Here is a 13,434-nt window from a genome sequence, read left to right as displayed (position 1 = left end):
AGGATTGTGTAAAGTGCGCAAAAAAGGACGGCAAAACCGCAGTTTTGTCGTCCTTTTTCATGGATTATACTGTTTTCTTTGCAAAAGCAGGTCAACGTTTTCCCGCCGGATCCTGTTTTCGTTTACGGAAATATCCCAGATACAATATCGCCGCCGCCATGCTCCAGAAATAGGCCATCATGTACGGCACTTCGAAGATATTCTCGAAATAGCAGTGCACCAACACGCCGCACATGCCCGCAAACATCGACACCGCAAGCACGCGAGTTCGGTCGGTCTGATTAAAATTCGTCCGACCGATTGCGCGCAGACACCAGAGCATCATACCGAACAGCAGAATGATGAAGAAAATCAAGCCGAGATAGCCCATCTCCACCAGCGTTTTCAGATAATAGTTGTCCATGTAGAAATACTCGAAGGTGTCCGTCTCTTCGATGATTTTATTCTGCATGGCAACCGCGCCGCCGAAGCGGCCCAGTCCGAAGCCCAGCCACGGATTAGACTCATGCAACAGGTTGAGTCCGGTCTCCCAGCGCACCATACGGCCCGCCCGTTGGCTGGCCTCCATATAGTCCGCCGTGAACATATAGGTGATACGATTGGCGATCGACGGGATTGCCAGCAGCGCGCCCGCACCGGCCACGGCCATCAATGCAATCAGACGGCGGTCCAGGAAGATGGCGAACACAATCACCGCGACCGCCAAGCCGCCCCACGCGCCCTTGGAGAAGGTGAAGATGCAACACAGGCACATCATACCGGTCACGCCGATGGCCAGCACCTTGACCCACATCTTTTTGCAGTAATACGCCAAACCCGCCGCCATGGGCGCGAACAGCACCAGCAGACTGCCCATGATATTCGGGCTGCCGGTCAGCGAATAGACGCGCGTGCGCACGCTTTCCTCGGTCTGGGACACCCAGCCCGCCGGAATGGGCGCGGCAACAATATACTGATATATGCCGTGCAGCGTAATCGGAATCGCCATGGCAAGCAGCGCGCCGTAAAAAATGGCAAAGTCACGGTCGTCCTCAATCAGTCGCGTGACAAGGAAAAACCAGAACAGGTACTGCACCACCGCGCGCAAGCCAGCCACCGCAATGGACGGATAGGGCGACACTGCGCACATCAGGAAAAAGCCCACGCCGATGAACAGCAGCAGATATGCATCCACAGGCGTTGCACGCGACTGAAGCGGCGCGCGACGCATCGCGGTGTGCCACAGAATGTAGGCAAAGGCCGCGAGCATCAGGCATTCATCCCATACCGAACCGACAAAGCCGGGCAGGTATCCCTTGGTTGTGGATAGCCACCGAACGAGTACATCCAGCGGCAGATACATTGCCAAACATACAAGCAGCAGACCGCGCACGCCGAAAAACCGGCATACCCGGCCGACCACGCCGCCGCCGAGGAAGTTCGAAACCGGCCTCCATATGGCAAGGCAGATCCGGTAAATCAGGCTTTGCGCCGCCGCATCGCCCAGATGTTCGACAAAGCGCCGCAGCGCAGCGATAATGCGCGCATAGCGGCTGTTGGCCGCCGTACAGATGGGTGCGGCGCAAAAACCGTCCCACATGCGGCGAAACCGGGAATCCGGATACGCACCCGCGACCTTCCGGAAAAATCCCGCGATTGCGCCCTCGTGATACCATTCACGCAAGCGCAGCACTGCCCGCACCAGCAGGCTGTTTTGAAAAATCGCTTTCATAGGCTTATTCCGCTGAATCCGCGATATCGACCATGTCGATGTTGCCGGTCGTCTCAAAGTCGTTGGTCTTTACAATAAACGTGCGGCCCGCGCGCACCTCCTGCGTGCCGATGGCAGGCGCCGCTGTTCCTTCTGCTACTGTGGTTTCAATCGTGAACACCAGATCCTTCTTGCTCGGGTCCAGCGCATCGACAATGCTGCCATCCGCTGTAGTCACCTGCTGTACGTAGTCCTGAATCTGCATGTCCGTAATCACCGCATCGGTATACGAGCTGCCGCTGACGATTTTCTTGCCAACCTGACTGTTGCGCTGCACCTCTTGCACCAGGAAGGGCGTTGCGCCGCGCACACGGACGGTGACGGTCATGGGAACCTGTTTGGCAGCTGCATTTGCAATCTGAGGCGCAAACAGCTTATAGCCTACGCCCGCAATAACAGCGATGGCCGCCACCAGCACAAGCAGGTCGACGATATTGATAATGCCGAACAGCTTGCCCTTTTCATTGATAATCTTCATGTTTTTCCTCCGTTGGTAGGTTTGCGGCCGGTTTTCCGGTACGAAACAGGAATGCCGCTTTGCGGCTATTATACCACAGAGGGACAGGCGCGGCAAGTTTTATCCCGTGATCTCGCACCACCAATCGACCAATTTGCATCGAAATGTAACCGAATTTCCATTTTCCGACGGTGCCGCCGCCTCGTCACAGGTGACGGAAAACGCCGTGCACCACCACGCGCTGCGCATCTGCTGCGGCGCAAATGCCCCTGCCAACAGTATGCTGCACGCGGTCACCACCGCAATTACCGCCCGTTTGGTCTGCTGTGTCATAAAAATACCGCCTTCCGTCATCTGGTGTCCCCAGTATGCCCGGAAGGCAGGTTCATTATACCGTTTCAGTCAGGAAAGTATCCGCAAAGCGGCGGGACAGCATTTTCGCCGCGGTCTTTGCGCGGCCCTCATCCGAGAATAGGCCGAATACGGTCGGCCCAGAGCCGCTCATCAGCGTACCGTCCGCGCCGTTTTCCTCGAGACACGCCTTGATTTCTCCGATCTGGCGGCGCTTTGTTGCCGTCACCAGTTCCATAACATTGCTCAGGCGTTTGCACACTCCTGCAAAGTCGCCGTTTTCCAGCGCGCGAATCATGCCCGCCGTATCCGGCCGGTTTTTCAGCTCCACCGCGTCGATTTCCGTATAAACCTCCTTGGTGGAAACCCCAAACGGCGGCTTGCACAGCACAACCCAGCAATGTGGCATGGGCGACAAGGCGGTCAGCTCCTCGCCGATACCCTCGGCCAGCATCGTACCGCCGCGCAGGCAGTACGGCACATCCGCGCCGATCTTCAGTCCCATCTCGCACAGCTCGTCGTCGCTCAGTCCGGTCTCATGCAGCACATTGAGCGCGCGCAGCACCGCCGCCGCGTCAGTCGAGCCACCGGCCAGCCCCGCGGCCACCGGAATGCGCTTTTCAATATGAATTTCGCACGTTTCCAGCAGTGTTCCCGTCTGCTGATAGAACAGATCCGCTGCGCGATAAGCCAGATTGCGCTCGTCCAGCGGCAGATAGGGCAGGTTGCAGCTGAGCACAATGCCGCGCGGTTTTTTCTCGCCGTGGGTAATAGTCACCCTGACCTCGTCATGCAGTGTGACCGACTGCATTACCATTTTAACCGTATGATAGCCGTCGTCCCGGCGGCCGGTCACATCCAATGTCAGATTGATCTTTGCGCGCCCCTGCACTGTGGTTTCGGCGTGCGTGATTTCGTTTCTATTATGAAATAACATGATTTCTCCCTGCTTATTATGTTAATGACACCTGTTCCGGCTTGCGTCCGCGGAACACGGTGACCGTCGTAAAGCCCGCGTCCAGCGCATTCGCCGTGCAGTCCGCCACGCCGCGGCCAACCGTATCCAGCGTGTGTGAATCCGAGCCGATAGAGATGCGTTCGCCGCCCATACGGCGGTATTCATACAGGATATTCTGCGGCGGACCGACCTTTTTCTGCCATCCGGCCAGCCCTGCGGCGTTCAGTTCGAGTGCATAGCCGTGGTCGATGCAGGTGCGCAGCACCTGCTGCACGCGATCCATATATTGGTCGAAGGAAGGCACATAGTCCCCGTGCTTCATCACGCGCAGCGGATAGTCGATGTGCGCCAGCACGTCAAAGCCGCCGTGCGCCTCCATCTCCAGTACCTGATCAAAATATTCCTGCAAAAACACATCGCAGTCCAGATGCTCATAATCGTGAAAATAAATGTCCAGGTCGTTGGGCATCGCATGCAGCGAGCCAATTACCATGTCCAGCTGGTGCCCGCGCACAAACGCATCCGCCGCGGAATCGGCGTGAATCTGTCCGATTTCAATCCCAACCAGCACCTCAATCCCTTCCGCCGCTTCCTTGGCTGCCCGCACGTCGCGCAGGCAGGCTTCCGCGTCCCGGTTTTCCGCTGGACCATGAGTACGGTAAAAATCCAGATGGTCGGTGATGCCGATGATATCCAGCCCTGCCGCCCGACAGGCGTGCACTTTATCCGCCACGGTCTGCGGGAAAGCGGCGTCCGCCGAATACCCCGTATGCATATGCAAATCCACTCGCATTGCCTATTTCCGCCTTTCTAGTAAACATACATGGTTGCCGCCTGCACAAAGCAGAGAATGATAGCCAGGGTCATGCCGACGCTGCCAAATACCGTCCGCATGGACGGCGCACACGGACCATGCGCCCACAACTGCTGTTTTCTGCCGCGCACCAGCAGCACCGCGCCCACAATGGTCAGAACCGGCCAGCTCAGCCCGTACAGTACGGGCAGCACTCCATCCTCGGGCAGCAGATAGATGACAAACGACCCGTAAAAATTAAACAGCATATGCAGCACGACCGATGTTTTGAGCTTTCCGGTATAAAAATACGCATAGGCCAGCAGCAATCCCAGCAGAAACGCATAGAAAAACTGCGACAGGTTTGCGTGATACAGACCGAACAGCAGCGCGGAAATAAATGCTGCCGGTTTTTGTCCATACCGCGCCAGCCGCCCGGCAATCAGACCACGGAACAACAGCTCTTCACACAGCGGACCCAGCACGCATGCGCCCAGCAGCATGACCACCAGCGGCATTTCGTTAAAGGTTTCGGTCACCAGATCGACTGTCTCCAGATTTGCTATCTGATAGACCAGATCATTGAGCCACGATCCGATCAGCGACCCCACCCACATCAGGCCGATGCCGATGACAAACCAGCGCACCAGCAAACGCACGGTCAGTGGACGCTGCACGCGCTCGGGTACGGGTATCCGGCGGCACAGCCAATAAGACAGCGGCAGCGCGGGCAGATAATAGCCCACAAGCGCCAGCAGCATATACGTACTCTCGCCGCCAGCCAAACGTCCGGCCAGCGATAAAGCCATCAGCCCCATTTGCCACACCAGCATGATCACGGTTGTCAGCACCATCGCCCAGCCCAGCCGCGCGCAGTATTTCCGTTCCTGTCGAAGTGTGTTTTCCTGCATATTGTCCTCCCTGACGGCAGAAAAACAGGGCAAAGCCTTGTTGCCCCGCCCCGTTTTTCCGTTTTCTTTGTTACTTTGCTTCGTTTACCAGACGCTCGGTGTCCTTGGCGATCATCAGTTCCTCGTTGGTGGGGATGACCAGCACACGCACACGCGCCCAGTCAATGGAAATATCCATCTGCGTGCCGCGATACTTGTTCTTCTCCGGATCGATCTTGATGCCGAGATACTCCATGTGCTCGCAAACGTCCCAACGAACCGAACGGTCGTTTTCGCCTACGCCCGCGGTAAAGATGATAGCGTCTACGCCGCCCATCTCCGCGATGTACGAGCCGATAATCTTCTTAACCGACAGGTTGAACATTTCCTTGGCCAGCGCCGCACGCGCATTGCCGTCGGCAATGGCGGCGTCCAGATCGCGGAAGTCGGACGAAACGCCCGAAATACCCAGCATACCGGACTTCTTGTTGAGAATATTGATAACATCTGCCGCAGAGATATTCTCATGCTCAGCCAGGAACTCAATGATAGCCGGGTCCAGATTGCCCGCGCGGGTGCCCATCGGCAGACCGTCCAACGGAGTGAAGCCCATCGAAGTATCATAGCTCTTGCCGCGGTTAATCGCGCAGATAGAAGAACCATTGCCCAGATGGCAGGTGATAAGGCGCAGCTCCTCGATCGGACGGCCGAGCATCTCGGCAGCCTGCTGGGAAACATACTTGTGGCTGGTGCCGTGGAAACCGTAGCGGCGAATCTTGTACTTCTCATAGTACTCATACGGAATCGCATACATGTAATGCGACTGCGGCATGGTCTGATGGAACGCGGTGTCGAATACCGCAACCATCGGAACGTCCGGACCCATAACGTCGCGGCAAGCCTGAATGCCGATGAGGTTGGGCGGATTGTGCAGCGGTGCGAGCGGTACGCAGTCCTCGATCGCCTTGATGACCTTTTCGGTGATGATGACGCTGTCCGAGAAGAACTCGCCGCCGTGTACCACGCGATGACCGACCGCGTCAATCTCGCTCATCGAGGAGATAACGCCCTTTTCGGGATCCAGCAGTACGTCGATAACCGCCTGGATCGCTTCTTTATGCGTCGGCATTGCGATATCAAACTTGAATTTCTCATCCGACTTGTTGCCGGTGTGGGTGAGCACGCCGTCGATGCCGATGCGCTCGCACAAACCCTTGGCCATGACCTCGCCGGACTCAGTGTCGAGCAGCTGATACTTGAGCGAAGAGCTGCCGGCGTTGATAACCAGAACTTTCATTTGCAAAACTCCCTTGTGCCGTATTTGGCGGCTTGCACAAAGCCGCGGAAGCCGATATAATAATGTTACATTCTTATATTACACGATTTGGCGCAAATGTACAAGCCAAATTTTACTCTATGCCCCTGTGTATTTGCGATTTAAAGGAGCCTGTTTATGACCGTCTGCGGCATTGTTGCCGAATACAATCCGTTCCACGCGGGACATGCACATCATCTTGCCGAAACCCGCCGCGCGCTGGGCGCAGACACGGCCATTGTGTGCGCGATGAGCGGCAATTTCGTCCAGCGCGGCGACCTTGCGGTCATGGAAAAGTACCGCCGTGCGGAGGCCGCCGTGCAGTGCGGCGTGGATCTGGTGCTCGAAACACCGCTGTCCGCCTGTCTGTGGTCGGCGTCCGGTTTTGCGTTCGGCGCAGTCTCGCTGCTGGATGCGCTGGGCTGCGTGACCCATCTGTCCTTCGGCGCGGAGCATGCCGACCTTGCCTTGCTGCGCCGCGCGGCCGACCTGTCGCGCGCAGAAGGAGAACACGCAGACGCGCTGCGTCAGGCGCTTGGGGCCGGACTGCCCTATGCCGCCGCCATGCAGCAGGCGGTCAGCGCAGCCGACCCGGAAGCCGGCGCGCTGCTGACCAGCCCCAACAACACCCTCGCCGTCGAATATCTGTGCGCGCTGGACACGCTCGAGAGCATGATGCAGCCGCTTGCCGTTTTACGTGCGGGCAGTGCGCACGACAGCGACGTCCCGGAGGACGGTCTGCCCTCAGCATCCTATCTTCGCAAGCTGATTGCACAAGGCGATGCGGATGCCTGCCGTTCGCTGATGCCGGAGGCGTCGTTTGCAGCGCTTACGCAGGCGATAGAACAAGGCGCGGCACCGGTAACGCGCAACGCGGTCGACCAAGCCATCCTCGCACATCTGCGGCGGCTGTCGCCCGATGAACTCGCCCGCTATTGCGGCGGCGACGGACTGGAGCACCGGCTGCGTGCCGCCATTCGTGACAATACGAGCTTTGCTTCGGTCTGCGCCGCCGCCCAAACCCGCCGTTATCCGCTCGCGCGGGTACGCCGTGCGCTCATGCGGGCGTGGCTTGACCTGCCGACCAGCATCCCGCCGACCGCAGCATATGTCCGCGTTCTGGCCGTCGGTGCGCGCGGCCGGGACATCCTGCGCCGCATGAAAGACACCTGCGCGCTGCCGGTTATCGTCAAACCGGTCACCGAACGCACGCTGCCGGACGCACTGCAACCCGCTCTGGCACACGATGCGCTCGCGGATGACCTGTACGCCCTCGCCTATCCCGACACCGCGCTGCGCGTCGGCGGCGACCACTTCCGCAAGTCCCCATTCTGCCTGTCATGACCCGTTTCACCCACCGACATCTTTAAGGGAGGTATGACCGATGATGCAATGCCCTTACTGCGGAAAAGAAATGCTCGACGGCAAGCTGTTGGGCGACCACAAAGCGCTGCGCTGGCAGCCGCAGGACAAGAAAATGCTGTTCGGCCTGTGGGCCTGTGGCGGACTGACGGTCGGCTCCCACACGCCCACGCAGCGCGCCGAAGCACGTGCATGGTACTGTTCCTACTGCAAAAAGCTGATTATTGATTTGGAAAACTGCTGAAACCGCACAAAAAGCGGCCCAAATGGGCCGCTTTCTTTTTTATCGAAAAACCCGCACAAACTACTTGACCTGTCGTAGTAGTTGTGTTATTATTACTGCATCAGATGGAGTAGAAAGGAGGCCCGCCATGCTGGGAAGCGACGTGATGCGCGGTTATAACGATATGCTGATTCTGTGCCTGCTGTGCGAGGGGGATTCGTACGGCTATGCGATTTCCCGCGAGATCGAGCGGCGCAGCGGCGGCGAGTACCCGATCAAGGAAACTACACTGTATTCCGCATTCGGACGATTGGAAAAACAGGGCTGGATCGTGCCCTATCAAGGCAGCGAAACGCAGGGCCGGCCGCGCACCTATTACACCATCACGGACGAGGGGCGGTGCGCCTATGCTGCCAAATGTGCCGAATGGCACGTACTTCAAACCGTGATCGATCGTTTTACAAAGGAGGATATGGGAAATGGAAACGATTCGTAACTATATAGAAGCATTGTTCGCTACACTGCCGCAGAACGCGGACACGCAGCGCATCAAAGCCGATATGCTGTCGAATTTGGAAGAAAAGTATCACGCCCTGCTGGAAGAGGGCAAAAACGAAGCCGAGGCGACCGGTATTGTCATTGCATCCATTGGTTCAGCCGATGAACTGCGCGAGACATTCGGCTTTGCCGATGAGCCCGCGCCCGCAGAGCCGGACGCTGTACCGCACGCGGAAAGCGCACAGCCCGATCCTGCCGTTGTGCAGGAGTATGGCCGCTACCAAACGCGCAAGCACATTATGATTGCAACCGCGGTCGCGCTGTTCATCCTGTCGCCGTTCACCCGCTCTTTTTTTAATGATGCGCTGCCCCGCGAAACACCCGGCACCTTTGTGATGTTCGCTATAATCGCGACAGGCGTGGCTTTGTGCATCCTGTCCGGCCGCAAAGATGGCTACTACCGTGAACTGTATGGTCTTGGCCGCCATGGCGATAAGGATGCCGACGACGATCGAAAACATCCGATCAGCTCGCTGTTCGCCTCAATTGCGTTTCCGGTTGCAGCAGCAGTTTATGTGTGCATTGGCATATTCTATGGCCTGTGGCATCCGGGTTGGGTCATCTTCCTGTTCTGCTCCGCAGTCACCGCTGCCATCGCAGCCTATGAAGAATACCGTCGCCGTAATTGAACGCCCGAAAAGAATTGACTTTACCCCGCTTTTGCCGTACAATTCAATTTAGTACAGTAAAGCAGAAGAGGGGTAATACACAACATGATCGGACTGGGCACCATAGTCAACTGCGCCACCATCGCCGCAGGCACCACACTCGGCGTTTTTCTCAAGGGCGGACTGCCGCGGCGTTTTGAAACCACCATCATGCAGGCGCTCGGGCTGTGCACGTTTTTCATTGGCATCGGCGGCGCGGCAAGCGGCCTGCTGACCATCGAAGACGGCACCCTTTCCACGCAGCACACCATGCTGCTGGTGCTCAGTTTGGTGCTGGGCGCAGTCGTCGGTGAAGCGCTGGATATCGAAACACGGCTCAACGATTTTGGCTCCTGGTGCCAGACCCGCTTTTCCGGCAGCAGCGAGGACGGCAAATTCGTGCAGGGCTTTGTGGCCGCGTCTCTGCTGTTCTGCGTGGGCGCTATGGCGATTGTCGGTGCGCTGGAGGATGGACTGAACGGTGACCCATCCATTTTGATTGCCAAAGCGGTGCTCGACGGTGTATCCTCCGTGATCTTCGCAGCGTCACTGGGCAAGGGGGTTTACCTGTCCATCCTGCCGCTTTTCATCTATCAGGGCGGCATCACACTGCTGGCGCGGTTCATCCGTCCGTGGCTGACCGACGCGCTCATCAGCCAGATATCCTGCATCGGCTCGGTGCTGATTTTTGCCATCGGCTTCAACCTGATGTTTGACAAAAAGGTCAAGGTCGGCAACCTGCTGCCTGCCGTGCTCTTTCCCATCATTTTCTTCTTTCTCGCGCGTTTTTTCCCCGCACTGGGCACACTGTAAGCATAAAAAGAGGAGGCCGCACGGCCTCCTCTTTTTATAATGTCATATCGCCGTCTTTGACCCAGCCGATACGGCGCAGAGCAAGATTGATGAGCGGACACAGCACTGCGGGCAGTACGAACGAAATCAGCAGCAGTCCCACCCAATCCTGCGCGGTAACCGCCGTCTTTACACCGGCAGCCACATCATCCAACCAGCCGGTATACACGCCAATCTGCCCCACCAGACCGCAGGTACCCATGCCGGAGGATACCGGCGGGCCGTTCATCTCCAGCCGGAACAGACAGGTTGCAATCGGACCGGTGATGGCCGAAGTCAGAATGGGCGCAATCCAGATGCGCGGATTCTTCACGATATTGCCCATTTGCAGCATGGAGGTGCCGATACCCTGCGACACCAGACCGCCCCAACGGTTTTCCGGAAAGGACATAACCGCAAAGCCAATCATCTGCGCGCAGCAGCCCGCAACCGCCGCACCGCCGGCCAAGCCGGTCAAGCCGAGCGCCGCGCAGATAGCGGCGGAAGAAATCGGCAGCGTCAGCGCCACGCCGACCAGCACGGACACCAAAATGCCCATCAGAAACGGCTGCAAGTTGGTTGCCCACATGATGAGACTGCCCACCTGCATCGCCGCCGCGCCCAGCGCAGGCGCCCACCATGCAGAAAGCGCCACACCCACGCCAATCGTCACCAGAGGCGTCACCAGAATATCAATGCGGGTTTCTCCCGCGACCGCCTTGCCAAGCTCCGCTGCGATGATTGCCACGAACAGCACGGCGAGCGGTCCGCCCGCGCCGCCTAGCGCATTGGACGCGAAACCCACGCTGATAAGCGAAAACAGCACCAGCGGCGGACAGCGCAGCGCGTAGCCAATGGCGACCGCCATCGCCGGACCACTCATGGCCGAAGCCAGCGATCCGACCGTATACGCCGTGTCGTTGACCGTCGCAACCGTCATCGTCAGAAACGGGATGCCCAGCTGTTTGCCCACCGTGTCAATGATGGTGCCAATCAGCAGCGAGCAGAACAGGCCCTGCGCCATCGCGCCGAGCGCATCAATACCATATCGTTTGACCGAAATCACGATATCCTTGCGTTTGAGAAATTCTTTTACCTTGTCCATATTGTCCCTTCTTTACCGCGCCGCACGCGATGTGTCAATTTCGCTGTCAAGACAGCTTTCCGACCCATTATATCACATGCGCCGGCAGATGCCCAGCTTTTTTTCACCGGACAGGCAAATTTCTATTCTCTCCTTGCACGCCCCCACGCAATGCTATACTGAGGGTATCCGGAAGGCCATTTCACCCGCTTTATATGCGCCAAAGGAGGCGGTCTTATGACGAAACACCCGAACCGCGCCCGTTTTCTTTTACCCGCAGGCTATTTTGTTGTCTGGCTGCTGGCTCTGCTGTTCTTCTGGTGCTTTACCGGCGCGACCGACGGCATGGCATATGGCTTGCTGGTTATGTGGCTGGCGCTGCCCGCTGCAACCTTTGTATTTTCCCTTCTGGTTGCAGAAACCAATTGCTGGAACAAGGGTTTCTGGCTCTGCCTGCCGCTGTGCGGCGTGCTGTACATGCTGGTACCATACCTGACGTTTACGCTGGCAAACATGCTGTCCACCCACCGCCTGCACGCTCCCGACTGGAGCGCGCTGCTCATCGGCGCGGTCATCTCCTTGCTTGGTCTGACGATAGGCCACATCCTGCGCGCCTTTCGCGCACGGACCGTATCCCACCGCTGAAAAACGAAAGAGCGTGCAAACCGGAAAACGGTTTGCACGCTCTTTTTTTATACGGTCTGCCGTCAAGCGGCCTGCTCCTCGGCCTTCGGAAAGACCCGCCGCCGTACCGCAAAGTAACACACCAGATGCGCGCAGATGGTCAGTGCCCACGAAATCGGATAGGACACATACAGGCTGAACAGCGTGTGCTGCCACTGAAAGATGGTAAAAATCCAGATGATGCGGAATACACACGCGCCCGCCAGCGATACCAGCATCGGCAGGATGGAATACCCAAGGCCGCGCACGCTGCCCGCGACCACGTCCATCATGCCACACAGAAAATAAGTAACGCTTACCACGCCCAGACGCATCATGCCATAGGCAATGACCTCCGGATCGGTCGAATAAATGCCCAGCAGGCTTTGTCCCAGCAGATGCGCACCGTTGCCAAGCACCACGCCAATCAAAACAACCATCACCAGACAGCGCACCAGCACTTGATCGATGCGGCGGTATTGCTTTGCACCAAGGTTTTGGCTGGTGAAGCTGAGCGAGGTCTGGTACAGCGCATTCATCGAGGTATAAACAAAGCCCTCAATATTACTTGCCGCAGTGTTGCCCGCAACCACAATCGCGCCGAATGAGTTAATCGATGACTGAATCAACACGTTTGAAATGTTGAAAATCACGCTTTGCAGACCTGCCGGCAGACCGACCTGCATAATACGGGCAAATTTATCCCGATGGAAATGCATCCGCTTGAGGTTGACGTTGCACATGCCGTCCACCCGCATCAGGCACAACACAATCAGCACTGCCGAAATCACCTGCGCAATCACGGTTGCCGTGGCAACACCCGCCACGCCCATGTGCAACGCAATGACAAAAAACAGATTGCACACCACATTCACCGCGCCGCTCAGCAGCAGAAAATACAACGGCCGTCGGGTATCGCCCACCGCGCGTAGGATTGCCGCGCCGAAGTTATACAGCATGGTCGCGGGCATGCCAATAAAATAGATACGCATGTACAGCACCGCCTGATCCAGCACCTCAACCGGCGTCGCCATCCACTCCAGCATGGGCCGCGCCAGACAGATGCCCAGCACAACAAGAATCACGCCGCCCGCCACTGCGGTAATCAAAGCGGTCTGCACGGTTTCCTGCGCATCATCAAAATCATTCGCACCGCAAAAGCGCGCCACCAACACGTTTGCACCGACCGAAATGCCGATAAAAAAATTCACCAGCAGGTTGATGAGCGAGCTGGTGGATCCGACCGCAGCCATCGCATGACTGCCTGCAAACCGACCGACCACGATGATATCCGCTGCGTTGAACAGCAGCTGCAGCACGCCCGAACAAATCAACGGCAGCGCAAACAGCAGCAGTCGGCTGAGCAGCGGCCCACGCGTCATGTCGATTTCATAGGATTTCCTCATTTCCATACTTCCTTTCTTTCCCTGCATAATCTTAAGCCCTGCCAAAAGGCTCTGTCAATCCTTTTTCCTTCCATCGCTCTTGCTATTGGCAGAAGATTATAGTAGTATTAGGAAAAGCACACAAAGTGCCTGTCAATAAAAGGATT

General features: G+C 57.4%; 15 protein-coding genes. 6 read left to right on the top strand and 9 right to left on the bottom strand.

Annotation, left to right across the window (positions count from 1 at the left end):
• Nucleotides 1-91: 91 nt before the first annotated feature.
• The 7 genes from ACESSO_RS05965 to ACESSO_RS05935 all read right to left on the bottom strand — a co-directional run bounded on the left by ACESSO_RS05965 (nt 92) and on the right by ACESSO_RS05935 (nt 6,496).
• Entirely contained in the window at nt 92-1,711 is a 1,620-nt protein-coding gene (locus ACESSO_RS05965; RefSeq protein WP_373164143.1) for an O-antigen ligase family protein, read from the bottom strand.
• Nucleotides 1,712-1,715: 4 nt separating this feature from the next.
• Nucleotides 1,716-2,228, bottom strand: a complete 513-nt coding sequence (locus ACESSO_RS05960) for a DUF4330 domain-containing protein (RefSeq protein ID WP_373164142.1) — start codon at nt 2,226-2,228, stop codon at nt 1,716-1,718.
• Nucleotides 2,229-2,327: 99 nt separating this feature from the next.
• Nucleotides 2,328-2,540 carry a hypothetical protein gene (locus ACESSO_RS05955; RefSeq protein WP_373164141.1) on the bottom strand — a complete coding sequence of 71 codons (213 nt, stop codon included), beginning with the start codon at nt 2,538-2,540 and terminating at the stop codon, nt 2,328-2,330.
• A 55-nt stretch (nt 2,541-2,595) separates the two neighbouring features.
• Nucleotides 2,596-3,495, bottom strand: coding sequence for a 4-(cytidine 5'-diphospho)-2-C-methyl-D-erythritol kinase (gene ispE, locus ACESSO_RS05950; RefSeq protein WP_373164140.1), 900 nt, complete (start codon nt 3,493-3,495; stop codon nt 2,596-2,598).
• A gap of 16 nt (nt 3,496-3,511) precedes the next feature.
• A complete protein-coding gene (locus ACESSO_RS05945) occupies nt 3,512-4,309 on the bottom strand; it encodes a histidinol-phosphatase HisJ family protein (protein WP_373164139.1) in 798 nt (265 codons plus the stop codon).
• 17 nt (nt 4,310-4,326) lie between these two features.
• The gene (locus ACESSO_RS05940) at nt 4,327-5,220 is read right to left on the bottom strand and encodes a type II CAAX prenyl endopeptidase Rce1 family protein (RefSeq protein WP_373164138.1); all 894 of its coding nucleotides are present in this window, start codon (nt 5,218-5,220) and stop codon (nt 4,327-4,329) included.
• Nucleotides 5,221-5,290: 70 nt separating this feature from the next.
• The gene (locus ACESSO_RS05935) at nt 5,291-6,496 is read right to left on the bottom strand and encodes an acetate/propionate family kinase (RefSeq protein WP_373164137.1); all 1,206 of its coding nucleotides are present in this window, start codon (nt 6,494-6,496) and stop codon (nt 5,291-5,293) included.
• 156 nt (nt 6,497-6,652) lie between these two features.
• Here ACESSO_RS05935 and ACESSO_RS05930 point away from each other — a divergent pair, with 156 nt between their 5' ends.
• The 5 genes from ACESSO_RS05930 (at nt 6,653) to ACESSO_RS05910 (ending at nt 10,117) form a co-directional block, all read left to right on the top strand.
• Nucleotides 6,653-7,858 carry a nucleotidyltransferase family protein gene (locus ACESSO_RS05930; RefSeq protein WP_373164136.1) on the top strand — a complete coding sequence of 402 codons (1,206 nt, stop codon included), beginning with the start codon at nt 6,653-6,655 and terminating at the stop codon, nt 7,856-7,858.
• A 40-nt stretch (nt 7,859-7,898) separates the two neighbouring features.
• Nucleotides 7,899-8,120, top strand: a complete 222-nt coding sequence (locus tag ACESSO_RS05925) for a PF20097 family protein (RefSeq protein WP_373164135.1) — start codon at nt 7,899-7,901, stop codon at nt 8,118-8,120.
• A 127-nt stretch (nt 8,121-8,247) separates the two neighbouring features.
• The gene (locus ACESSO_RS05920) at nt 8,248-8,595 is read left to right on the top strand and encodes a PadR family transcriptional regulator (RefSeq protein ID WP_373164134.1); all 348 of its coding nucleotides are present in this window, start codon (nt 8,248-8,250) and stop codon (nt 8,593-8,595) included.
• The gene (locus ACESSO_RS05915) at nt 8,579-9,286 is read left to right on the top strand and encodes a permease prefix domain 1-containing protein (protein WP_373164133.1); all 708 of its coding nucleotides are present in this window, start codon (nt 8,579-8,581) and stop codon (nt 9,284-9,286) included. The genes ACESSO_RS05920 and ACESSO_RS05915 overlap by 17 nt, the downstream gene beginning before the upstream one ends.
• Nucleotides 9,287-9,370: 84 nt before the next feature.
• Nucleotides 9,371-10,117 carry a DUF554 domain-containing protein gene (locus tag ACESSO_RS05910; RefSeq protein ID WP_373164132.1) on the top strand — a complete coding sequence of 249 codons (747 nt, stop codon included), beginning with the start codon at nt 9,371-9,373 and terminating at the stop codon, nt 10,115-10,117.
• A gap of 34 nt (nt 10,118-10,151) precedes the next feature.
• On the opposite strand, the gene ACESSO_RS05905 is transcribed toward ACESSO_RS05910, so the two are convergent.
• Entirely contained in the window at nt 10,152-11,240 is a 1,089-nt protein-coding gene (locus ACESSO_RS05905) for a PTS transporter subunit IIC (RefSeq protein WP_373164131.1), read from the bottom strand.
• A gap of 216 nt (nt 11,241-11,456) precedes the next feature.
• Here ACESSO_RS05905 and ACESSO_RS05900 point away from each other — a divergent pair, with 216 nt between their 5' ends.
• Nucleotides 11,457-11,864 carry a hypothetical protein gene (locus tag ACESSO_RS05900; RefSeq protein WP_373164130.1) on the top strand — a complete coding sequence of 136 codons (408 nt, stop codon included), beginning with the start codon at nt 11,457-11,459 and terminating at the stop codon, nt 11,862-11,864.
• 62 nt (nt 11,865-11,926) lie between these two features.
• Here the strand turns inward: ACESSO_RS05900 and ACESSO_RS05895 are convergent, their stop codons facing one another.
• Nucleotides 11,927-13,288: an MATE family efflux transporter gene (locus ACESSO_RS05895; RefSeq protein WP_373164289.1), complete on the bottom strand. Its 1,362-nt coding sequence runs from the start codon at nt 13,286-13,288 to the stop codon at nt 11,927-11,929.
• Nucleotides 13,289-13,434: the final 146 nt, after the last annotated feature.

The organism is Agathobaculum sp. Marseille-P7918 (assembly GCF_964248325.1).
Classification (GTDB): Bacteria; Bacillota; Clostridia; order Oscillospirales; family Butyricicoccaceae; genus Agathobaculum.
Note: the sequence above shows the minus strand (reverse complement) of the source record. Positions and strands in the feature narration are given on the sequence as shown.